Genomic DNA, 21,828 nt, shown 5'->3' with positions numbered 1-21,828 from the left:
CGGCACCTCTCTCATAGGCGGTAAACGCGTCGAGTTGCGTGAGCCAAACAACTATGACGATCACCATACTATGGCGGTTGGTATAGTATGGTCAAGGCTCTTGTGGTAGGACACCGTATGACCCGCAAAACCGACGCCCGTGAAAATGCCATCGCTGCAGCTATTCGCCTGTTTCGTCTTCAGGGCTATACGGCCACCGGCCTCACCCAAATCCTTGAGGAAAGCGGGGCGCCCAAGGGTTCGTTCTATTTTCATTTTCCCAAGGGGAAGGTGCAGTTGGCAGAAGAGGCGATCGATCGCTATGTCGCGCAGCGCATTGCCGTTATTCAGGCAGTGTCGGCGGAGACAACAGGCGATGCGCTGGGCTTTACGCAAAGGCTGATTGGGTCGTTCGCCGCCGACATGAAGGCCTCCGACTTCCGATATGGATGCCTGATGCAGAACCTTGCTAATGAACTGCCGGCCCTCGATGCCGACCTCACACAACGGGTGGCCCAAGGCTTTGCGACCTCGACCGAGATCATAAGGCGGCATTTCGAGGGGTGCGGGCTGAGTGGCGGGAAGGCAAGGTCTGCGGCAGCCGCGCTGGTGGCCTCGCTCGAGGGCGCGCGAACGGTCGCGCGGCTCGAGCGGAGCCCAGCAGTGTTCGAGGCACTGTCCGAAATGGCCGCTCAGCAATGGGCCGCCTAGTCGCACAGCGACTTTGAGGAGGTGTCGCCTTCGCCTTTCCTATTGAGCCGGCAAGCGCGCCAGCCAGGCTTGCATCTGGCGGATTTCCACCTGCTGCGTAGTGATGATTTCCTGAGCAAACATCTTGATCCAGGGATCATTGGCATATTGCTGGGCGACCCTTGCCATCGCGACCGCGCCCTGATGGTGCGGGATCATGCTGCACACGAAGGCGGTCTGAAAATCGGTCGGCGTCATGCCACGCATCATATCCGAATGCATCGGCTCCATGGTCTGGAGCAGCGCCGCATGGGCAGGATCGGCATTGGCTGCCATCATGTCGATGTGCTCCTGCATCGAAGCGCCACCATGGTCGGCACTGGCATCGCCGCAAATGGGCGGCAGAGGGAGTTGAGCCGCAGCCTCCGCAGGCTGATCGCGCACGAACAGCGCACCGACAAAAGCGACCGCCAGAATTCCTGCCGCACCCCACTTCATCACGTCCATTTTCTCAGACTCCTGGGCCTCGTTGCTAGCCCGACTATGCCGCGCCCATTTCCCGAGCCGTTTGATCGAGATCAAGGATGCATGGGCGATGCACGTTTATGCCGACCTCAGCTGCAGTCGTTGCAGAACTGATGGAGTCGCAAGTGATAGTGCACCAAGGAACCGTCGCCACACTGCGCAGGGGGGCTGGACGCCGGCTTTCCCTGGGCCTACCGCTCGGCGTTCTTCTCGCGGGGTTCGGCGCCGCAACGCCCGCTTATGCCCATGTCAAATGGTTTGCACCCTACGTGGTGGGCGCTGCGCCTGCCCCGATCACCAGCACGCTGGCCAATGGCTGGTTCTGGCTCGGTATTGTGCTGGTCCTTGCCTTCTTCGCGGCAACGGTCGTCATTGCAAAAGGCAAGTTTGGCAGCGCGGTCAGCAGCGGACTTGACTGGGCGAGCGCGCCGCTCTGGACCCGGTCGGACGATTTCATGCGGGCCATTATCGGTGCCTTCTTCGTCGCGATCTTTGCCGTTGGCGGGGTTTATCTGACGCCAGACCTGCAAACGCCCAATGAGTGGGTCTCGTGGCTGCAATTGCTGATCGCGCTGCTGGTATTCTCGCGCCGGACCATGCCGCTGGCTGCGGCGGGCATTATCGGGCTCTGGGTCATTGCGCTGCGCGACTATGACTTCTTCCACCTGCTCGACTATCTGGCGCTTGGCGTCGGCGTCGCCGGATATCTGGCGCTTGCCAGCGCTCCGGAGAGCAAGTGGTATAAGCACCGATTTGCCGTGCTTCGCTGGGGTGTCGCCATTGCGCTGATGTGGTCGAGCCTTGAAAAGTTCGCCTATGCCGAATGGTTCTATCCGCTTGTCGAAGAACGGCCCTACCTGACCTTCGGCATGCCGCGGGACACGTTCATTCCCATGGCGGGCGTCGCTGAATTCACCATGGGTTTTGGCCTTCTTTGGACGCCGTTGATTCGCCGACTGTCGGCCGTGGCGCTGCTGGTGATTTTCACCACCGCGGTCTATCCCTTCGGCCGTATCGATCTCGTCGGTCACGCCCTGATAATGGGCACGCTGTTCCTGATAGCTGCCGATCCGACGCCATCGGGCCCACGCCTCAAAACGCTGATGCCGGCAATTGGCGCAGTGCCTGCGGGTCTCCTCGCTGCCATGGTGATCATTGCGGGAAGCTATTGGGGGCTACACACGGTGTTCTACGGCGATGCCGTGCGGACAGAACCGCTGGCGCCCAATACCGAACTCCTGACGCATATGCCGAACGCCGAACAACCCCATGGCATGGTGCACTCGCCCCAGCCCTGAGCACTGAACCCCAGCAACCCCGCTTCGGCGGGGTTGTTTCGCTTAATGGCAAATGGCTACCGATCTCAGCGGCGCTTTTGGCCGATTGAGCCGGCGCCGACGGCGACGAGAATGAGCGCGCCGACAAGAACCTGACGGATATAGCTATCGACGCTCATCTGGGTGAGGCCATTGTCGAGGACGCCCAGCACGATGACCCCGACGACAGTGGCGAGAATGCGCGGCTCGCCGTGACGGCTCATGGTGGTGCCGAGAAAGACCGCGGCAATGGCGTTGAGCATGAGGCCGCTGCCCTGGACCGGATTGGCCGAGGCGACGCGGCTCGCATACATCAAGCCGCCCGCGGCGGCAGCGAGACCGGTCAACGAGAAGGCGATGAGCCTGAGGCGCTTGACGGCAATGCCGCTCAGATGGGCGGCTTCCATATTGCCGCCGATGGCGTAGAGCCGGCGGCCGAAGGTGGTTTGCTCGAGAAGGACCCAGACCGCGAGGATCACCACGATAGCGATGATGGAGAGATTGGGGAGGCTGATGGCGACGCCGCCCCATTCGCCGAGCGGAATGCCGGCGCGGGCGAAATTGCCAAAGTCCTCGGGGATGGCGCGGCCCGAAATGGTCTTGCCGCCGCTGACAACAAAGGCGAGGCCCGAAAACATGGTCATGGTCGCCAGGGTCGCGATGAACGGGAGGATGCCGACAAGGCTGACCATGGCGCCATTGAAGGCGCCGCCGAGGAGGCCGACCAAAAGCGAAACCGAAACGGCGGCCCAGATCGGTTGACCGGCGGCCATCATCAGGGCGGCGACGATGCCTGCAAGGCTCGCGGCAGAGCCGACCGAAAGATCGAAATCACCCATGACCATGACGACCGTCATGCCGGCCGCGACGACCATCAGCATGGAGGTCTGCTGGGTGATGTTGAGCCAGTTGCGCGCCGTCGGGAACGTGCCGGGGAGCATGACGGAGAAGAAAACGAGGATGGCGACGAAGCCGATCAGGGTGCCATAGCGGCGGATGAAGACCATGTTCTTAGGCAACCATGCCGGTGGTCCGGCCATAACAGAGATTGACGAGATCGTCTTCGCGCAGACCTGCGGCGTCGACAATGGTGGTGATGGCGCCATCGCGCATGATGGCGATGCGATCGCAAAGGCCGATCAGTTCGGGGAGATCGGAGGAGACGAGGATGACGCCAGAACCCTTGGCGGTGCGCTCGCGGATGATGGAATAGATGTCGAATTTGGCGCCGACATCGACCCCGCGGGTGGGTTCTTCGAGCAGCAACAAACGCGGATCGCCCGCGACCGCCTTGGCGAAGACGACCTTTTGCTGATTGCCGCCGCTCAGTTCGATGACGTCCTGACCCGGACCGACGGCTTTGAGGCGCATATTGGCGCCGAGGTCGGCGGCAAAGCGCTTTTCGCGATTGGGGGTCAGCCAGGTGCCGGCGCTGCTCTGGCGCTTGAGGTGCGCAAGCGTGATGTTCTCGTAGATCGGCCGGCGCATGATGAGGCCTTCGGCGCGGCGTTCGCGCGGGACATAGGCCACGCCGCTTTGCCAGGCAGTAGCGGGGGAGAACGGCGCATAGGGCGCGTTGCCGAGGGACATTGTGCCCGCGGTCATGCGGGCATCGCCGAAAATGGCGCGGATGAGTTCGCTTTGGCCGGAACCGGAGAGGCCGGCAATGCCCAGAACTTCGCCTTCGCGGAGAGAGAAGCTGGTGGGTTTGAGGCCGGGGCTGACGAGGTTAGTGGCTGAAAAGACGGTGGTCTCGCGCGGCGAGGCGACGGCCTTGGGATAGGCTTCCTCGACTTTTCTACCGATCATCAGGGCGACGAGATCGTCGTGGGTGATGTTGGTCAGGGCGCCGCTATCGATCGAGCGTCCGTCGCGAAGCACGGTGGCTTTGTCGCAAAGCATCATCACCTCGTCGAGGCGGTGAGAGACGTAAAGAACCGAGCTGCCGGAGGCGCGGATTTCGCGGAGCACCCGAAAAAGGCGCTGGCTTTCGTCTGCGGTGAGTGCGGCGGTTGGTTCGTCCATGACATAGAGTTTGGCATCGTCGAGCAGCGCCGCAGAGATGCGGACGAGCATCTGATCGCCGAGGCCGAGCGTGCCAAGGTTCTGGCGCGGGTCGATATGGTCGATGCCCAGACGATCGAGCGCGCGCTGAGCCTGCCGGTTGAGCTCTGCCCAATCGACAAAAATGCCGGCGCGATGCGGATAGCGGCGGCCCATGAAGATGTTTTCGGCGACCGACAGGGTCGGGACGACGTTGAACTCCTGATGGATGAACCGGAGGCCAAGGCGATAGGCAGCCTTGGTCGACTCGATGCTGACCGGCGTGCCGTTGATCTTGATATCGGCCGTATCGGGCGAAACGACACCGGCGAGGATTTTGATCAGCGTCGATTTGCCAGCGCCGTTTTCGCCCATGAGGGCGTGAATTTCACCTGGCGCAACGACGAGACTGGCCCCGGACAGGGCCGGAACGCCGGCATAGGCCTTGGTGACGAACGTTGCGGAAAGAAGCGGGACGGGAGGGGCCATAGACGGCCCCTGCCCTAAAGCTGTTTCGGACAAGTGACCAATTACTCGGTGGCGTTAGCCTTGGTGATCAGCTTGGTCGGCACATAGGTGACCGACTGGAGGATTTCTTCGCCAGCCAGTACGCGGGCAACGGCATCAGCCGTGGTCGCACCGATGCCGGAAAAATCCTGGGCGACGGAGGCTTCGAAACTGCCGCCGGCGGCGATGGCTTCGCGGGCCTGGGGATTGGCGTCGATGCCGGTGATGACGATGCCTTCGCCGGAACGACCGGCGTCTTCGATGGCCTGCAGCGCGCCGAGAGCTGGCTGATCCCATGCCGCCCAGACGGCCTTAATGCTGCCCGGCTCGGGATTGGCGGCGAGGATCGCTTCCATCTTGGCGCGGCTATCGGCAATGCCGCCATCGGCGACGTCCGGGGTCACGCGATCGAGCACCTTGATATCGGGATAGTTGCCGAAGACCGCATCGGCGACAACGCCGCGGACCTGCACCGGCGGGAAAGCCTCGAAGACGAACATGACGACATTGCCTTCGCCCTTGATGCGATCGGCAACATAGGTCGAGGTTTCGGCGGCCATGGCATAGCCATTGGACGTCACATTGGTGACGAGCAGCGGATCGGCGCCGGCATCCATGCCGAAGACGGGAATGCCGGCATCCTTGGCGGCCTGGAGACCAGCGGTCACCTGGGTCGGATCGACATTGATGACGATGGCATCGACGTTCTGGACGACGAGATCTTCCATGCGGCTGATGACGGCGGCAACGTCGCCGGCCGTATCGATCACATTGACGTCCCAATCATTTTCGTCGGCGACGGCCTGGAAGGCTTCGACGTAAAACTGGGTACCGGGCTGAGCCATATAGGGCGTGACGATGGCGACCTTGGCCTGAGCAAAGGCAGCGCCTGTGCCGAGAGCGGTCGTCGCGAGAAGAATGCCGGCCAAAGCCAGGGTGGATTTATTGAGCGACACGAGACAGCCCTCCTGCTATCTCCGCCAGCGGGGCAGCGGGCGGTTGTTATCCTTGTGCTTCAAGGCACTATAAGGAGCGCCTGCCGGACGGCAAGCTGGATTCGGGGGAGAACGGGCATGGAATTTTGCCTGATCGGGATCGACATCGGGACAACGGCAACCAAAGCCACATTGATCGATGCATTGGGCCAGCAATTGGCAAGCTTCGAGCATCCCCATTCCACCTTTCGCACGAGCCCCGGCATGGCCGAGCAAAGGCCGGAGGATTGGCTCCGCGGCGTTTTCGGCGCGCTTGGACATTTCGCCGAAATGGTCGAACCCTCACGGGTGATAGGCATCGGCCTGACCTCGCAGGTCAATTCGCACGTCTTTGTCGATGCGCGCGGAGAGGCGCTGCGGCCGGGGATCACCTGGCAGGACACGCGGGCGGCGGACGACGCGGCGCAGCTCGACCGGCAGGTAAGCATCGAGCAAAAAAACGCGTGGTTTGGCGGGCCGGTGCCGATCGACGCCAGTCACGCCCTCTCCCGCATGGCCTTCGTCGCCCGGACGGAGCCGCAGAATTGGGCCGCGACGCGGCATGTCCTTTTGCCCAAGGATTTCGTCGCACTCAAGCTAACCGGTGAAGTGGCGAGCGATGCGGTCGCGGCCGTGGGGCTGGTCGACACGGCGGGGCAATACGTGAATGCGCTCCTCGCCCTCGTCGGTTCAGCCGCTGACAAACTGCCACCGCTTTACCCGTTTCATCATCAGGTGGGGCGCATGGATGCCGGGCTCCCCTTTGCCGGCACGCCCGTGATGGTTGGTGCCATGGATGCCTGGGCGGGCATGTTTGGCTGTGGCGTCGTTGCCAATGGCGATGCCATGTATCAATCGGGCACCAGCGAAATCCCCGGTATCGTGTCGGATACGGTTATCCCAACGGCGGGCGTAATCCTGTTTCCGCCCTATGAGGGTATCCGCATGCATGCCGCACCAACCCAATCGGGTGGCGCGTCGATGACCTGGCTCGCAACACTTCTTGGCCGCTCGCCGGCACACTTGATCGAACGGGCTTCGACGGAGACGCTCACCGAGATCACACCGATCTTCTTGCCGCACCTAGCGGGGGAACGCGCGCCCATTTGGGACGCCTCATCCCGGGGCGTTTTCGCGCGGCTCGATGCCAATTCCGGCCCTGAGCAATTGACGCTCGCGGTGATGGAAGGAGTGGCGCACTCGGTGCGCTGGGCGTTCGAGGCGCTGGAAGGCTCAGCGGGCATAAGCCCCGAACGCGTTCGCATTAGCGGCGGCGGCGCGCGCTCCGATATCTGGTGCCAGATCCGCGCCGACGTTCTGGGAAAAAACCTGACCCGCACCAGCATTCCCGCTGCAGCCGCGCTCGGCGCCGCGATTATCGCAGGCGTGGGGAGTGGAGCCTTCCCCTCGCTGCCGGATGCAGTACAAAAACTCGTCCAATTCGAACGCAGCTTCGAGCCAGATCCCAAACGCGTCAATTTCTATAGCGACCGTTTTGAACACTATCGCGCGCTCTATCAGGACCTGCGGGCGTTCAATCAGCGATTTGGATAGCCGATGGTGCTGAACTTCAACTCAGCTTGTCGCCATCGATGATGGCCTGCACTTCGCGCTCGACCACATCGATGATGCGGCCGATGGCATCCACGGCGGCATCGGGGTTTTGAGCAAGGATTGCGTCGGCCAGATCGCGATGGATCGGGAAGGAATCGAGGCCGAAGGCATCGGCCGAAAAGGGTGACTTGCCGCCACGCTCGAGGGCATCGTCGAGATTGACCAGAAGCTGGCCATACATGGGATTGCCGGAAGCGTCGTAGATGGCGCCGTGGAAAGCGTGGTCGGCCTTGCGCCAAGGGAGGCCGGCATCGACATCGGCGAGCAGCGCCGTGCAGAGACGCCCAATGTCTTCGCGCTGGGCCGGCGTCGCTTTTATCGTCGCCTTGCGGACGACGTCGTTTTCAAGCGTCCGGCGGATTTCAAGGAGGCGCAGCAACGCTTCGCCTTCAAGCCGCACCATGGTGGGGACGAGGCCGCGCGAGGTCTGGACGCGTGCCGAAAGATAGGTGCCATCGCCGCGGCGGCGGCGGATGATGCCGAGGCCTTCCCAGCGGTTGAGCGCTTCGCGGATGGTGGAACGGCCGACGCCGAGAGTTGCCGCAAGCGAAACTTCGGGCGGAAGACGATCGCCAATCGTGAGGCCCGATCTCTCGACCATATCGGCAAGCGCATCGAGCACCGCTACGCCACGCGTGCGGGTTTCGAGCGGCTCGAGATAGTCGAGTGCTGCCTGGCTCACGGCGTCATTCCTTCACAGCGGCGCGGGCCACCTTTCACCACAGTTTGCCTACTTTGTCAGCCCTGGCTTGCTGCACGACCTCGCAACGATCCGAGATCGAGAAGCTCGGAGAGGGCGTCGATCAGCTTGTCCATTTGCGGCTTGGAATTGTAGCCCTGAACCGAGAGGCGGGCGATGCAATGGTCCTGCCATTTGAACACTGGAATTTCGACGCGATAGCGCTCGAAGAGCAGCTTGTGAATTTCGGCTGTGTCGCATTCGGGGATGGGCATGGCCACCATTTGCGGGGCCGAAAATTCCGGGCTGCTGAGTGGAGCCAGGCCCGTCAATTCGCCAAGCCGGCGCGCGGTGTCCTGCGCCAATTGCCGGCAATGATCGGCAATCGAGAGCCAGTCATTTTCCTTCCGGAACGCGATCGCTGCAGGCACGGTGAGCCAGGCCGAGGGATCACGCGTGCCCTGAACCTCGATGCCATCGATGAATGGCGAATTGCCGAAGGCGCCCTGCGCGCCGGGCTCCTTGGACTCCTTGGTCCAGCCGTGACTGATCACGAGCGGATCGAGCAGGCCCTGCACTTCAGGGCGGGCGTGAAGAAAGGCCGAACCCTTGGGGGTCATCATCCACTTATGGCAATTGCCGGAATAGAAATCGGCGCCGAGCGCGTCGAGGGACAGTGGAATATGGCCCGGCGTATGGGCGCCATCGATGACCGACCAAATACCGCGCTTACGCGCCTCGGCAATGGACCGCGCGATGGGGAAGACCAAGGCGGTTGGCGAGGTAATGTGGCTGAGAAACAGGACCTTGGTGCGGTCGGTCATGCCGGCGATAATGGCGTCGGTAAAGGCGTCCTCGGAAACCAGCGGCATCGGCACCTTTACGACGACGATTTCGGCGCCGGTCTTGCGGCAAACATAGGCCCAGGTCTTTTCGAGCGCAGAATATTCGTGGTCGGTCGTGAGAATCTGGTCGCCCGGTTTGAGCGGCAGGGACTGGGCGACGACATTGAGGCCGCTTGTCGCATTCATGACCGCGGCCATATTGGTTGGGTCAGCGCCCAATTCTGCCGCAACGGCCTCGCGCGGCGTGCGCATCAGGTCGTTGAGGCGGCGACCGAGGAATTCCACCGGTTCGCTCTCGAGTTCGAGCTGAAACGCCTGATAGGTTTCAAACACCGGACGCGGGCAGGCACCGAAAGAGCCGTGATTGAGAAAGGTCACGTCCTCGCGGATGAGGAACTGACGGGCGAGATTGTCGGACACGGTTAGCGGCCTTTCAGGGTCGGATCGAGCGCGTCGCGCAGGCCATCGCCAAAGAGCGAGGTCGCGAGCACGGTTATGGCAAGCGCGGCGGTCGGGAAGACGGCCAGGTGCCAGTAAAAGAACATGAAGTCGATGCCTTCATTGATCATCTGCCCCCAGGTCGGCGTGGGCGGGGGAACGCCGACGCCGAGGAAACTGAGGCTGGCTTCGAGCATCATGGCGAGGGGAATGGACAGCACGAAACCGATGATGATCGGGCTGATCGAATTGGGGATGAGATGGCGCCGGATGATATACCAGGGCGAAGCACCGAGCGCCTGGGCGGCGCGAACGAATTCCTTCTCGCGGAAGGCCTTTATCTGCGCGCGGACCAGGAGGCAGACCTGCACCCAGCCAAAAAGTGCAGCGATGAAGACGATGGTGCCATAACCACCGCGGGTGATCGCGCCGAGCAATAGGGCTGCCAACAAGGGGGGAACCACCGAGAATATCTCGATGACCCGCATGATGATCCAATCGACGCGGCCGCCAAAATAGCCGGCAAGCGCGCCGAGAGGAATGCCGACGAGCACACTAAAGAGGGCGGCCGTGAAGCCGATGGTCAGGGAAACGCGCGCGCCATAGACGACGCGCGAATAGAAATCGCGGCCGAGATTGTCGATGCCAAACCAATGCTGGGCAGAGGGAAAGGCAAGCGCTTCGGTGAGGAAGCTTTGTGCCTCCGGATCATAGGGCGTGATCAGTGGCGCAAAAATCGCCATCAGGATGAGAATGGCGAGCACCGCGCCACCAACGACGGCAGCCTTATTAGAGAGAAACCGCCGCCAGGCAAACCAGAGCGGGCTGCGCATACGGACGGCAGGAACCGGTTCGCTGATATCGGTCATTCGGCGCCTCCTACCCGGATGCGCGGATTGAGGAGCGCATAGGCGATGTCGGAGAGGAGATAAGCAATGCAGTACATAAAGGTGATGAGCAGCATCAGCGCCATCTGGAGCGTGTAATCGCGCACCTGGATGGAGGAGACGAAATAGGCACCGAGACCCGGCACCCGGAACATGGCTTCGACAAAGATCGAGCCCGTGGCAGTGCCGATGAACATGGGCAGAAACACCGTGACGAGCGGAATGGCAGAATTGCGCATGACGTGCTGGAAGATGATGCGACGTTCGCTGAGGCCCTTGGCACGCAGCACGGTGACGAAGGGGCGATTGAGCGTATCGAGCACCGCCGAGCGCGTATATCGCGCATAAGTGGCGAGCGGGATCGCGGCATAGCAGGCGATCGGCAGGATCCAACGATTTGGCTGCGGCCAGCCGCTTGCCGGAAGCCAGTTAAGCCAGACCGCGAAGATCAAAATAAGAAGCATCGAGGTCACGAAGACCGGGATGGTTAGCCCGAGCGTCGCGACGGTCGACGCGACATAATCGATCCAGGAATTGCGGTTCAGGGCTGCGGCCATGCCGAGCAGAATGCCGAGCGGCGCCCCGATCAGCACACCCGAGCCGCCGAGGACGAGGCTTGGCACCCAGGCGCGGGAAATGAGCTCGACGACGGTTTCGCCCGGGCTCTGGAACGGCACACCGAAATCGAGATGCAGGACGCCCCACATGTAATTGAAATATTGGACATGCAGCGGCTGATCGAGCCCCCACTGCGCCATCATCTTGGCGCGGACGGCCTCGGAGACAGGCATGTCATTGGCATCGAACGGCCCGCCGGGCACGGAATGCATCATCAGGAAGATGATGACCGACACGATGATGAAGGTGAAAGCGACCGAGAGGACGCGGCGGATGATATGGCCTAGCATCGCTTATCTCCTCACGTGGTCACGATCGCCTCGACCCGATGTCCTGGGGCGATGGTGACGAGTTGCGGATCGGGACTGGGCGCGGAGCCGGTCTGGATGACGGTATAGCGCGGGGTGCCGGCGCGGATTTCCTCGGCGGTGAGGAATGTGCGTTGCCGCTTTTCGCGCGGATTGGTCGCCGGGATCGCATCGAGCAGTGCGCGGGTATAGGGATGTCGCGGATCGGCGAAGAGACGCGCGGTCGGCGCTTCCTCCACAACCCGGCCGCGATACATGACGACGACACTGTCGGTGAGCGATTTGACCGTCGACAGATCATGGCTGATGAAAAGGATCGACAGCCCGAGTTCGGCCTGCAGGTCCTTGAGGAGATTGATGATCTGCGCCTTGACCGTCACGTCGAGCGCCGAGGTTGGCTCATCGGCGACGAGCACGGTGGGCTCGAGGATCAATGCCCGGGCAATGGCGACGCGCTGGCGCTGGCCGCCGGACAATTCGTGCGGGTAGCGGCTGGCGAAATTGCGCGGGAGCCCCACCCGTTCGAGCCAAGCGAGCGCTTTCTCGCTTTGCTCTCGCGATGAACCGATCCCGTGAATATGGAGTGGTTCGGCAATGATCTGGCTCAACGTCATCATCGGATCGAGCGCGGAATAACTATCCTGAAAAACGATCTGCATGCGCTTGCGGAAAGGGATGAGTGCCGCTGCGTCCAGCTCCGAAATATCGGTACCATCGACGAGGATCTTGCCCTTGCTCGGCTCGGTCAGGCGCATGGCCATGAGGCCGGTTGTGGTTTTGCCAGAACCGGACTCTCCCACCAGCGCCACGATGCGATTGCGCGGCAGGACCACATCGACCGACTGTACTGCCTGAAACTCGCCATGGGTGACGCGAAAACCGGTGCGGCGGCGCGTGTGATAGGATTTCGCGAGACCGCGCAATTCGAGCGCCGGCGCCACCGCGTCCGGGTCACCCTTGGATGGTTCGAAGCGCGAATGAAGGCTCGCCAGCAGCGCCTTGGTATAGGCGTGCTTGGGTGCTTCGAAAATCTCGGTGACCGGCCCCTCTTCCATGATCTCGCCACCATACATGACGACGACGCGATCGACCGTTTCGGCGATGACGCCAAGATCGTGGGTGATCATGATCAGCGCCATGCCAAATTCCGCCTGCACTTTTTTGATCAACTGCAGGATCTGCGCCTGAATGGTCACGTCGAGCGCTGTGGTCGGCTCGTCGGCAATCAGCAGTTTCGGACGGCAGGAGAGTGCCATGGCAATCATGGCGCGCTGCAACATGCCGCCGGATAATTGATGCGGATAGTATTTCAGGACATCCGCTGCATTCTTGATTTCGACTCGCTGCAAAAGCTGCTCCGCTTCCGCCAGAGCCTCGCGCTTGCCGATCTTGCGATGCGCCTGAATGGTCTCGGCGATCTGATGGCCAATGGTGAAGACGGGATCGAAAGCCGTCATCGGATCCTGAAAGATCATGGCCGCCGATCGGCCACGTAGCCGCGCCAGGTCTTCCTTGTTGGCATTAAGCACATCGACGCCATCGAGCCGCAACGTGGTTGCCTCGACTTCCGCGGTCGCGGGCAGCAGCCGCAGCAGCGCTGAACAGCTCACGGATTTACCGGAACCGGATTCCCCGACAATGCCGACGCTTTCGCCTTCATTGACGCTGAAGCTGACATGGCGAACCGCATCGACCCGGCCACCATATTGGCGAAAGCTGACGCGCAGGCCTTCGATTTCGACGAGAGGCATGAATTGGCCCTTGATAGAGGGCGCCTCCCGATCAAAGCCGGGAAGCGCGTTGGGCGAGGAGCGACTACTGCTTCGTGATATGCGTGAAGAAGTAGTGGCCGAGACGATCGAGCTGAGTAAAGCCCAGCGAATTTGGCTGCACGCCGTCGCCGGTCAACTGATCGGACACCACTGCAATGGTCACCGGATGCACCAGTGGCACGATGAGGCCCTGGTCGATCATGAGCTGCTCGGCTTCCGCGTAGAGTTTGTAGCGCGTGTCCCAGTCGCTCTCGCTATCGGCCTTGGCGACGATCTCATCATATTCAGGAATGAAATAGCCGTGGCGGCCGCCATTGTAGAAAATGCCGTAGAAGTTAGACGGATCGAGATAGTCGTATTCGTAAGGGGCAATGAAGATATTGTTCTTCTTGCCGCGAAGACCATCCATCCATTCAGGCCCTGGCAAAGCGCGGATGTTGAGGGTGATCCCCAACACTTCCTTGAACTCGGCCTGCAGATACTGCGCCATGGCCGGCACGATCGCCTTGTTGTATCCGCCCTCGTCACGATACCAGATTTCGACATCCGGGAAGCCTTCGCCATTGGGGAAGCCCGCATCGGCGAGGAATTTCTTCGCCTTTTCCGGGTCGAACACGGCTTCCGCCGCGATATCGGGATTGTAGCCAGGATAGCCGGGGGGCAGGATCGAGCCGGCCGGAATGGCGATGTCCTTGAGGACCGTCGAGGTCAGCTCATCGCGGTTGACCGCATAGTAGAAGGCGCGGCGGACATTGACGTCGTTGAACGGCGCGGCATCGAGATCGTACGAAATGTACGAGGTTGCGAAAACCGCGTTCTTGCGAATCCCATCGGGATAACGCGACGTTGCGACGGGCACCTGTCCGGTATTGAGGAAGGAATAGTCCGCATCGCCGGCAAGGAAGGCCGGGAGGCCGACTTCAGGCGCATTGAGCGTCGGATCGAGTTCGAGCCGGTCGATCATTGGCGACCAGGGGCCGGTATAGGTATCGGACTTGGTCAGAACGACGGAATTGTTGGACTTTTCCCAGCTCTCGATTTCGAAGGGTCCCGAAGACACGATGGTCGAGACATCGAGCGACCAGTCGTCACCCAGCTCATCGACCTTATGCTTTGGCACCGGATACCAAAGGCTCGTCACCGATGGCAGATAGGGCTTTGGCGCAACGGTCGTCACTTCGATGGTGAGATCATCGACGGCCTTGAGCCCAAGGGTCGAGACGTCGGCCGTGCCTTCAGTGACTTCCTTCCAGCCCTTGATGCCGCCAGCAAAGTCCCAATACCAGGCGAAATCATAGCCGGATGTCGCGGCGTGTTGGAGCGCAAACACAAAGTCTTCGGCGGTCAGCGGCTCGCCATCGGACCAGACGAGCCCGGAGCGCAGCTTGAACGTCCACGTTAGACCGTCTTCCGACTGGGTCCAGCTTTCTGCCGCCATCGGCGTCAGCTCGAATTCCTTATCGAAGGTGGCGATCGGGATCTGTAGCAGTTCAGAGCCGGTGCCGCGATCGTAGACCGTCTTCATGTAGTCCATATAGGTGCCGGCGGTGCTGCCGCTTGGCGCGACAACGGTTGTTTGGGCGAATGCCGGTATTGAAAGCGCCGTGGCGGCGACCAACACGCCGGCCAGTCTCACAAGTGTATTCATAGAGCTCCCTCCTTAATCCAGAGCCAGATGGACGTTCCCTCATGCGCCGTCGGTGCAGGCATTTGGCCAGCAAGAGACGGTCGCTCTCTTGACGCCGAAACCCCCTCAGGTCCGGCGCTGCGCACGATCTGATTTCCTTAACAATGGTCTAATGACATATGTCTGACAAATAGAACTGGACTTGGCAAGGCGTGAATCCGCGCTCTTCGTCTGCATCCCGTTGGATTCCCTTTAGGCCCCTTCGATGCTCGGGTATTGAAGGCTCATGATCCGCGCTCGTCTCCTCACCGTCATCTCCGGAATTTTGGTGGTTCTCGCCGCGGGGGCCAGCGTCCTCATCTGGAACCTGGCGAATGCCTATGAGAGTTTTGACGCGACTGCGCTGTCTCTTCAGGGTCGGGCATCCGCTCTCGTTGAGCAGCACATCGCCCTCTCGACGGCCTTGGCCGCTATCCTGCAATCCGGCGACGGACAAATGTTTCAGGATGCCGCGGAGGCAATCGAGGCCGCTTACCCACGTGTGATTTCAATCGAGGCCACGTCATCCGAGACGAGTGGGCTCAAAGCCGGGCGGGGAGAGCAGTATAGTTTCATCACTGTGAGCGAGGGACTTGGTGTCGACCTGACGATCGACGCAGGCGATCTACTCCCGCAAGATCTCGGCGATATCGTCGCAAACCTTGCTCTGCCCGATGGCACGCTGCTGGTGGGACCGCCAATTGAGGACCCCGAGTTTGTGGGGGCATTGGAGAGCGCGAGCCAACCGCTGGTCCTGTCCGCAACGGTTGTTCCGGAACTAACATCGCTCCTGCCAATCTGGCCCACGCTGGCGGTGAGCGGATTGACGCTTGTTATTTACTGCCTCGCTCTCATTGCCTGGCAGCAGTGGCATACGGCCCGTCGCGCTGAGCGCCGCGCGCTTCGTGGCGAAAATCTTGCGCGTCTTGAACATGCTTCGCGCGTCAATGGACTGGGTGAGATGGCGAGCGGGATTGCGCATGAATTGACCCAGCCCCTGACCGCAATCCTAAGTCAGGCGCAGGCGGGGCGCCGCCTGCTGGCGCGCGGCGACGTGGCGGTGCTGGAACCAATCTTGGACGAGACTATCCTTCAAACCAAGCGCGCCTCGGCAATCCTTGCCAAGCTGCGTCAATGGGTGCGGCTTGAAAATCATGAGCCCGCGGTGGTCTCCTTGGCTGACGCGATAAGCAGTGTCGAAAGTCTGGTGCGGGGCGATCTCGCGGCGCGGCACATCAACCTGGTGCAGGTTCACGCCGATCCGCTGCTGACGGTTCGGGCCGACGCGGTTCAACTGGAACAGGTCATCTTCAACTTGGTGCGCAACGCCATGGACGCCATCGCGGACGCTAGGGGAACAATCACCGTGTCAACGCGGCGCGATGGCGAGACGGCGGTAGTCGATATCGTGGATACCGGACGGGGCGTGGACGACAGTGTAAAGGCGCATCTGTTCGAGCCATTCATAACCAGCAAACCTGCCGGCATGGGGCTCGGGCTGGCTTTGTGTCAGCGGCTCGTCGAGCGTATGGGCGGCAGTCTGAGTTATGTCGAGAGCGAAAACACTACCTTCCGGATTGTCCTGCCGGTTTCAGGGAGAGCAGAGTGATGGACATCGTTCACCTCATCGATGACGACCCTGCCGTGCGCAAAGCTCTGGCACTGCTGCTTGAAACCGTTGGATTGAAGGTTTTCAGCTTTGAAGGCCCAATGAGCTTTCTGGCGCAATTGCCTCATCTCGGTGCCGGCGTCGTCGTTCTTGATATGCGCATGCCGGTAATGTCCGGGCTGAAACTGCAAGAGGAATTGCGCAGTCGGAACATTGCCTGGCCGACGGTGCTCATAACCGGCCATGGCGATATCGATGCGTGCCGTCGTGCCTTTCGAAACGGCGCGGTGGATTTTTTGACCAAGCCTGTCGACGAGCAAGACCTGATCGAGGCGATCCAGCGCGGCCAGGAGGTGCTCTCTGAAATCTCGCAGCGGAACGCCGAACATTCCGAATTTCGCCTATTGCTGGACCGGCTGACGCCGCGTGAGCGCGACGTCCTTGCTTTGATCTCCAAAGGTCTCGCGACCAAGGACATCGCGTTGGCGCTTGAGCTATCCCCAAGAACCGTTGAAAGCCATCGATCCTCCATTTGCGCCAAGATCGAAACGACCTCGGTTGTGGAACTGACCCGCGTCTGGAACGCGGCCGGCGCCGCCACTCCGTAGAACTACGGAAAGCCTCGGCAGGCCTCGCCATGGTGCTCGGAGCGCCCTGCCCCCAAATGCCTCGCAACAGCGCCGGAGGCAATTTTGGGAATGAATTTCTACGCACCGATCAACTGGTTGTCGCATCGGCTACCAGGCAATCTCAAAGGACAGAACGTCGTCGGCATCGCCATAGGTGCCGTGGCGCTTTACGCATTGGCCCTTTCGGCACTCGAACTGATCGGCGCGACGGATCTGCGGCTTGCGACCGGCGATATCCTCCAAAATGGCAGCAAGGACGATCCGCTATACGAAGCGGGTAGCTCCCTTGGCTTTTATGCCGCTTTGCTTTTCGCGCTGAATTTCATTCTCGCCACGCGCTGGCATTGGATGGAAAGGCTCTTTGGTGGCGCCAGCCGGGTCTATGCGCTCCACGCCTTTGCCGGCAAGACAGCGCTCACCTTTGTCGTGCTCCATACTGGCGCGCTGGTGGTGCAAGCCCTTCCGAACTGGAGCCTCATCGCAACCTACATGCTGCCAGGGCGAGACTGGGCCTATACGCTGGGCATGGTTGGCACCTTTGGCCTTCTGATCCTTGTGGCCATGACCATCTGGATGAAGATGCCCTATCGGCGTTGGCTCAAGACCCACAAGCTGATGATCATCCCGTTTCTCGGGGGCACCGTGCATGCAATCATGTTGCAGGGCGATTGGTATATGATCCTGACCGTTGCGGTCGGTACCTATGCCTGGTTCGACGGCGTCTTCCTGCAGCCCCGACGCGGCGTCCGGTTGAGTGTGCAATCGGCAGAGACTTTTGGCGATGTACGTGAGCTGGTCTTTGCGGGCACCACGTCATTCGTCCCCGCGCCCGGTAAGTTTGTGCTGCTCCGACTGGGCCAAGACCGTCATCCGTTCTCGATCTCCGGTATCGACGATCAGGGCGGTGTTCGCCTGTCGATCAAAATGGCAGGGCCGTTTACCAAGGGCTTGGCTGAGCTCGATGCCGGAAAAGAGGCTATGCTCCGTGGTCCCTATGGGCACTTTGGCGAGGATATTCTCTCGAGCTCAGATCCCCAGCTCTGGATTGCCGGCGGGATTGGCATCACCCCGTTTCTCTCCGCCCTGCAGGCCCTATCCAAAACGCGTCCGGATAAGGTCGTCCATCTCATCTGGTCGGTTCGCGGCAAGGAACAGGCGATATACAAAGCCGAAATCGAAGCACTGATGGCAGCGATGCCCAATGGCCGTTTCACCATCCACGACAGCACTATCAAAGGCAGGCTCGCCGCGGTTGACGCTCTTGAAGGCGCGCCGCAGACACAACGCGTCTTCCTTTGTGGGCCGAGCGCGATGACAGATGACCTCAAAACCCAGCTTAAATCAGCGGGGTTGCGGAGCGAGGAAATCATCACCGAGCGTTTCGAATTTCGCTAAAGGGTCAGGCAGCCCTATCAGTGACGGCGAGTGGTCAGAGGCCAGCTTACTGCAACAAAGACCAGCCCCACTGCGACGAGGATAAAGGCTGTATTGAGGGTCCAGCGTTGGGCAATGAAGCCGATCGCCGCGGGGCCAGCCAGGATACCCGCATAGCCGAGCGTCGTGATAGCCGCGATGGCAAGGCTCGCCGGCATGCGGGTCTGATTGCCCGCTGCGGTAAAGAGAACCGGCACGATATTGGACGCCCCCAACCCAACGAGTAGGAAGCCGGCAAAGGCCAGAGGCTGGGCCGGCGCAAACACCGCAAGAAAAAATCCGGCAGCGGCGAGGAGCCCGCCGATCACGACGACTTTGCTGCCGCCGAGGGCCTTGACGATCTTGTCGCCTGTCAACCGTCCAAGGGTCATGGCAATGGCAAACGTGGTGTAGCCAAAGCCGGCCTGAACAGGATCGACCTGATGGGTGCCGATGAGGAAGAGAGCACTCCAATCGAGGATCGCGCCTTCGCCGAGGAAAACTAGAAAGCACAGGAGGCCAATGAAGATGACGATGCCCTTGGGAACAACAAAGAGCGGCGTATCGCCGGCTTCACGGTTGCCATAGGGCAACAGGCCGGAAAAGGAATAGACCAGCAAAACTGCGAGCATGGCGCTGATCGCGAGAGTGGCAGTCAGCGGGCTGACACCAAAGCCGAGTAGCAGGCTTACTCCACCGGCGCCGACAATGCCGCCAAGGCTGAAGAGGCCATGGAAGCCGGACATCATATTGCGCCCGCTGTCCTTCTCGACCATGACCGCCTGGATATTCATGGCGACGTCCACCGTCCCGACGCTTGCCCCGAACAGGGCAAGCGCTATGGCAAGGCCCGGGACGGTATCAACCACGGCGAGGAACGGCACGACGATCGCAACGGCTATCGTGCTCGCGACGATGATGGCGCGGCAGCCGAAGCGGCTGGCCAGCACGCCGGTGATCGGCATAGCGACGATTGACCCCAATCCCAGACACAAGAGCAACAGGCCGAGCGCGCCATCTTCCACCCCGACCCGCGCCTTGGCGAAGGGGACGAGCGGCGCCCAGGCCGCCATGGCGAGCCCTGCAACGAGAAAGACTGCTCGGGTCGCCCATTGTTCCCTTGTTCCCGAGAGGGCGTGATGCGTTTGGTTCGGCGCGGCAGGTGTTGCAGACATGGCTTTTAGCTCGTTACGGTTGGCGTCGTTTAGACGCGATTGAAGACTGGGCGGGCAGAGACAGCGATGAACAGCATCGCCGCGCAAAGCAGGAAAAATGCAGTTTGGAGGCTCGTCGCATGGGCAATCAGCCCGATCGCGGCAGGCCCGGCGATGATGCCCACATAACCAACGGTCAGCACCGAGGCGACCGCGAGATTTGCTGGCATATGACGGGTCTTGCCGGTCAGGGTAAAAAGGATCGGCGCGATGTTGGATATGCCAGCGCCCACCAGCAGAAAGCCGACTAAGGATGCGGTTGCCGTGCGCAGGAACAGGCTGGCTAGAAACCCTGCCATCGCCAAGGTGGCGCTGCCGACCAGCATGGCGAGATCGCCGAATGCCATGCGCAGCCTATCGCCAAACAGTCTGCCCATAGTCATCGTGATGGCAAAGGCGGTGTAGGCAAAACCCGCCAGCCCTATATCGGCGCCGTGGGCTTCGACGATAAAAAGGGCGCCCCAATCCAGCACGCCGCCTTCTGCAAGCATGGCCAGTAGACTGAGCGCACCGATCGCCAAAACGATGCCTTTCGGAATGACAAAGGCCGGTGGCTTGGCTCCGCTCTCTTCACGATAGGGTAGAAGGCCGGGCCGGGCGACAACAAGGAGGCCCAGCATAAACATGGAAATAATCAGCGCGGCTGCGTAGGCAGGCACGCCCACGCTCAGCAACACCGCCATGCCACCAGATCCCAGAATACCGCCGAGGCTAAACATGGCGTGAAAGCCGGACATCAGCGATAGTCCCGCATCGCGTTCGACAAGAACCGCCTGGAGGTTCATCGACACGGACGTGCAGCCCATGACCACGCCAAAGCCGACCAGGGTTGCTGCCATAAGCAAGACCGTGTCCACAGTGGCCAAAAGCGGCAGGACAATGCAGAGGCCCGAGGCGGAGATGGTGATGACTTGCCGGCACCCGAACCGCGACGTGAGAAAGGCTGTCATCGGCATGGCTAAAATGGACCCGACGCCCATGCACAAAAGGAGGAGGCCCAACGCACCCTCGTCGACGCCGAGCCGAGCCTTGGCCAGCGGCACCAGTGGCGCCCATGCGCCGAGCACGATGCCGCCCAAGGCGAAGATGAGCCTTGTCGCTATCCGATCGTTGCCCCGTATCAGCCCCGTGCCATGCATGCTTGTTCTCCACTCGCGAATTACGCTATGACAAAAGATGCATAAACATGCAAGAACATGAATGAACGAGAAGATCCATGCTAACTGATGAACGGTTCGACGCCATTCGCCAATTGCTGAGCGAAAACGGTAAGGTGCTGGCCAACGATCTGGCGGCGAAGTTTGGGGTGTCGGATGACACGGTCCGCCGGGATTTGCGCGAACTTGCACGTTTGGGCCATTGCCGCAGGGTTTATGGCGGGGCTCTGCTCCCCGCCCCCGATACCGGATCTTTGTCAGTCCGGACGACGGACCGGGCCGATCAGAAAGCCCGGCTCGCCACGGCGACGGCAGCTCTGGTCAGAAATGGACAGACGATCTTCATCGATGCCAGCTCAACCAATCTCGCCATTGCGCAGGCCCTGCCGAAAAATCTGACGCTGACGATCGTCACCAACGCGCCGGCGATCGCTACGGCACTGTCGAAAAATCCCAAACACACGATCATGGTCCTTGGTGGTCTCTACGATCAGTCCAAAGGCGCCTGCCTCGGCCTTCAAACCATTCGCGAGGCAGAGCAAATCTTTGCGGACATGTTTATCCTCGGCGCCTGCGGCATAGACACAGCGCTCGGTGTAACGGCCCTCGACGCCAGCGAAGCCGAAATCAAGCGCGCCATGATAGCCCGCAGCAGCCTCCTTACCATCGCCGCCACCACCGACAAACTCAGCACCATCGCGCCCTTCAAACTGGCCGACGCGGCGCGCATCGATCACCTCGTGCTAGAAGCTGGAGCGGCCGACCCAGAGCCGTACCGACGCCTCGATATTCAGGTGCATCTTGTGACGACGGATGGTGTGGCTTGACACTGCATTCATGCGGCATGGCGTCGTCTTCAGACTGCCCATCTTTCGCGGAAACACGATCGTGACGATAGGGCTTGGAGCCTTGTCGGCCTCGGTCACCGCTCCCGCAACTAGCGCG

Annotated in this window: 19 protein-coding genes; 7 read left to right on the top strand and 12 right to left on the bottom strand. The window is 61.1% G+C overall.

Translation table 11 applies throughout. The features are described from left to right. The first annotated feature begins 117 nt into the window (after nucleotides 1-117). Nucleotides 118-690, top strand: coding sequence for a TetR/AcrR family transcriptional regulator (locus tag DevBK_RS18240; protein ID WP_061911838.1), 573 nt, complete (start codon nucleotides 118-120; stop codon nucleotides 688-690). Nucleotides 691-729: 39 nt separating this feature from the next. On the opposite strand, the gene DevBK_RS18235 is transcribed toward DevBK_RS18240, so the two are convergent. Then, nucleotides 730-1,176, bottom strand: coding sequence for a DUF305 domain-containing protein (locus DevBK_RS18235; protein WP_061911837.1), 447 nt, complete (start codon nucleotides 1,174-1,176; stop codon nucleotides 730-732). Between the two features lie 143 nt (nucleotides 1,177-1,319). On the opposite strand from DevBK_RS18235, the gene DevBK_RS18230 reads away from it, so the two are divergent. After that, nucleotides 1,320-2,492 (top strand): hypothetical protein, encoded by a 1,173-nt coding sequence (locus tag DevBK_RS18230; RefSeq protein ID WP_244487140.1) that lies wholly within the window; start codon nucleotides 1,320-1,322, stop codon nucleotides 2,490-2,492. Between the two features lie 65 nt (nucleotides 2,493-2,557). Here the strand turns inward: DevBK_RS18230 and DevBK_RS18225 are convergent, their stop codons facing one another. From DevBK_RS18225 to DevBK_RS18215, 3 genes are read right to left on the bottom strand one after another with little or no spacing between them, the layout of a single operon-like run. Beyond that, nucleotides 2,558-3,529: an ABC transporter permease gene (locus DevBK_RS18225; protein ID WP_317186473.1), complete on the bottom strand. Its 972-nt coding sequence runs from the start codon at nucleotides 3,527-3,529 to the stop codon at nucleotides 2,558-2,560. Further along, nucleotides 3,522-5,042, bottom strand: coding sequence for a sugar ABC transporter ATP-binding protein (locus DevBK_RS18220; RefSeq protein WP_317186472.1), 1,521 nt, complete (start codon nucleotides 5,040-5,042; stop codon nucleotides 3,522-3,524). Before DevBK_RS18220 ends, DevBK_RS18225 begins: the two co-directional genes overlap by 8 nt. 41 nt (nucleotides 5,043-5,083) lie before the next feature. Then, nucleotides 5,084-6,016 carry a substrate-binding domain-containing protein gene (locus DevBK_RS18215; RefSeq protein ID WP_317186471.1) on the bottom strand — a complete coding sequence of 311 codons (933 nt, stop codon included), beginning with the start codon at nucleotides 6,014-6,016 and terminating at the stop codon, nucleotides 5,084-5,086. A 117-nt stretch (nucleotides 6,017-6,133) separates the two neighbouring features. Between DevBK_RS18215 and DevBK_RS18210 the strand changes: the two genes are divergently transcribed. Further along, entirely contained in the window at nucleotides 6,134-7,588 is a 1,455-nt protein-coding gene (locus DevBK_RS18210; RefSeq protein ID WP_317186470.1) for a xylulokinase, read from the top strand. Nucleotides 7,589-7,604: 16 nt separating this feature from the next. On the opposite strand, the gene DevBK_RS18205 is transcribed toward DevBK_RS18210, so the two are convergent. The 6 genes from DevBK_RS18205 to DevBK_RS18180 form a co-directional block, all read right to left on the bottom strand. Further along, nucleotides 7,605-8,330: a FadR/GntR family transcriptional regulator gene (locus DevBK_RS18205; RefSeq protein ID WP_317186469.1), complete on the bottom strand. Its 726-nt coding sequence runs from the start codon at nucleotides 8,328-8,330 to the stop codon at nucleotides 7,605-7,607. A 56-nt stretch (nucleotides 8,331-8,386) separates the two neighbouring features. Next, entirely contained in the window at nucleotides 8,387-9,592 is a 1,206-nt protein-coding gene (locus DevBK_RS18200) for an aminotransferase class V-fold PLP-dependent enzyme (RefSeq protein WP_317186468.1), read from the bottom strand. A gap of 2 nt (nucleotides 9,593-9,594) precedes the next feature. Continuing rightward, complete coding sequence (locus tag DevBK_RS18195) at nucleotides 9,595-10,479, bottom strand: ABC transporter permease (protein WP_317186467.1); 885 nt, start codon at nucleotides 10,477-10,479, stop codon at nucleotides 9,595-9,597. Beyond that, on the bottom strand, nucleotides 10,476-11,405 hold the full coding sequence (locus DevBK_RS18190; protein WP_317186466.1) for an ABC transporter permease: 930 nt from the start codon (nucleotides 11,403-11,405) through the stop codon (nucleotides 10,476-10,478). Before DevBK_RS18190 ends, DevBK_RS18195 begins: the two co-directional genes overlap by 4 nt. 11 nt (nucleotides 11,406-11,416) lie before the next feature. Continuing rightward, nucleotides 11,417-13,174 (bottom strand): ABC transporter ATP-binding protein, encoded by a 1,758-nt coding sequence (locus tag DevBK_RS18185; RefSeq protein WP_317186465.1) that lies wholly within the window; start codon nucleotides 13,172-13,174, stop codon nucleotides 11,417-11,419. A 64-nt stretch (nucleotides 13,175-13,238) separates the two neighbouring features. Further along, complete coding sequence (locus DevBK_RS18180; RefSeq protein WP_061911827.1) at nucleotides 13,239-14,843, bottom strand: ABC transporter substrate-binding protein; 1,605 nt, start codon at nucleotides 14,841-14,843, stop codon at nucleotides 13,239-13,241. 265 nt (nucleotides 14,844-15,108) lie between these two features. Here DevBK_RS18180 and DevBK_RS18175 point away from each other — a divergent pair, with 265 nt between their 5' ends. From DevBK_RS18175 to DevBK_RS18165, 3 genes are all read left to right on the top strand, one after another. After that, on the top strand, nucleotides 15,109-16,470 hold the full coding sequence (locus tag DevBK_RS18175; protein ID WP_317186464.1) for a sensor histidine kinase: 1,362 nt from the start codon (nucleotides 15,109-15,111) through the stop codon (nucleotides 16,468-16,470). Further along, on the top strand, nucleotides 16,470-17,078 hold the full coding sequence (locus DevBK_RS18170; protein ID WP_200913620.1) for a response regulator transcription factor: 609 nt from the start codon (nucleotides 16,470-16,472) through the stop codon (nucleotides 17,076-17,078). Before DevBK_RS18175 ends, DevBK_RS18170 begins: the two co-directional genes overlap by 1 nt. Before the next feature lie 90 nt (nucleotides 17,079-17,168). Next, nucleotides 17,169-18,494, top strand: coding sequence for a ferric reductase-like transmembrane domain-containing protein (locus DevBK_RS18165; RefSeq protein ID WP_317186463.1), 1,326 nt, complete (start codon nucleotides 17,169-17,171; stop codon nucleotides 18,492-18,494). Nucleotides 18,495-18,511: 17 nt separating this feature from the next. Here DevBK_RS18165 and DevBK_RS18160 read toward each other — a convergent pair whose 3' ends face one another. Together DevBK_RS18160 and DevBK_RS18155 are read right to left on the bottom strand one after the other, a co-directional pair. Next, entirely contained in the window at nucleotides 18,512-19,687 is a 1,176-nt protein-coding gene (locus DevBK_RS18160; RefSeq protein WP_317186462.1) for an MFS transporter, read from the bottom strand. Between the two features lie 29 nt (nucleotides 19,688-19,716). Continuing rightward, the gene (locus tag DevBK_RS18155) at nucleotides 19,717-20,865 is read right to left on the bottom strand and encodes an MFS transporter (protein WP_317186461.1); all 1,149 of its coding nucleotides are present in this window, start codon (nucleotides 20,863-20,865) and stop codon (nucleotides 19,717-19,719) included. Nucleotides 20,866-20,942: 77 nt separating this feature from the next. Here DevBK_RS18155 and DevBK_RS18150 point away from each other — a divergent pair, with 77 nt between their 5' ends. Next, nucleotides 20,943-21,710 (top strand): DeoR/GlpR family DNA-binding transcription regulator, encoded by a 768-nt coding sequence (locus DevBK_RS18150; RefSeq protein ID WP_317186460.1) that lies wholly within the window; start codon nucleotides 20,943-20,945, stop codon nucleotides 21,708-21,710. Nucleotides 21,711-21,828: the final 118 nt, after the last annotated feature.

Origin of the sequence: Devosia sp. BK (assembly GCF_032907385.1) — a bacterium.
In the GTDB taxonomy this organism is placed as follows: Bacteria; Pseudomonadota; Alphaproteobacteria; order Rhizobiales; family Devosiaceae; genus Devosia.
This window is presented reverse-complemented; position numbering and strand designations above follow the sequence as displayed.

Excerpts from the sequence above, each read along its gene's own strand:
- DevBK_RS18240 (WP_061911838.1), top strand. The coding sequence starts at position 118 with ATGACCCGCAAAACCGACGCCCGTGAAAATGCCATCGCTGCAGCTATT.
- DevBK_RS18235 (WP_061911837.1), bottom strand. The coding sequence starts at position 1,176 with ATGGACGTGATGAAGTGGGGTGCGGCAGGAATTCTGGCGGTCGCTTTT.
- DevBK_RS18220 (WP_317186472.1), bottom strand. The coding sequence starts at position 5,042 with ATGGCCCCTCCCGTCCCGCTTCTTTCCGCAACGTTCGTCACCAAGGCC.
- DevBK_RS18210 (WP_317186470.1), top strand. The coding sequence starts at position 6,134 with ATGGAATTTTGCCTGATCGGGATCGACATCGGGACAACGGCAACCAAA.
- DevBK_RS18195 (WP_317186467.1), bottom strand. The coding sequence starts at position 10,479 with ATGACCGATATCAGCGAACCGGTTCCTGCCGTCCGTATGCGCAGCCCG.
- DevBK_RS18190 (WP_317186466.1), bottom strand. The coding sequence starts at position 11,405 with ATGCTAGGCCATATCATCCGCCGCGTCCTCTCGGTCGCTTTCACCTTC.
- DevBK_RS18185 (WP_317186465.1), bottom strand. The coding sequence starts at position 13,174 with ATGCCTCTCGTCGAAATCGAAGGCCTGCGCGTCAGCTTTCGCCAATAT.
- DevBK_RS18180 (WP_061911827.1), bottom strand. The coding sequence starts at position 14,843 with ATGAATACACTTGTGAGACTGGCCGGCGTGTTGGTCGCCGCCACGGCG.
- DevBK_RS18175 (WP_317186464.1), top strand. The coding sequence starts at position 15,109 with ATGATCCGCGCTCGTCTCCTCACCGTCATCTCCGGAATTTTGGTGGTT.
- DevBK_RS18170 (WP_200913620.1), top strand. The coding sequence starts at position 16,470 with ATGGACATCGTTCACCTCATCGATGACGACCCTGCCGTGCGCAAAGCT.
- DevBK_RS18165 (WP_317186463.1), top strand. The coding sequence starts at position 17,169 with ATGAATTTCTACGCACCGATCAACTGGTTGTCGCATCGGCTACCAGGC.
- DevBK_RS18160 (WP_317186462.1), bottom strand. The coding sequence starts at position 19,687 with ATGTCTGCAACACCTGCCGCGCCGAACCAAACGCATCACGCCCTCTCG.
- DevBK_RS18155 (WP_317186461.1), bottom strand. The coding sequence starts at position 20,865 with ATGCATGGCACGGGGCTGATACGGGGCAACGATCGGATAGCGACAAGG.
- DevBK_RS18150 (WP_317186460.1), top strand. The coding sequence starts at position 20,943 with ATGCTAACTGATGAACGGTTCGACGCCATTCGCCAATTGCTGAGCGAA.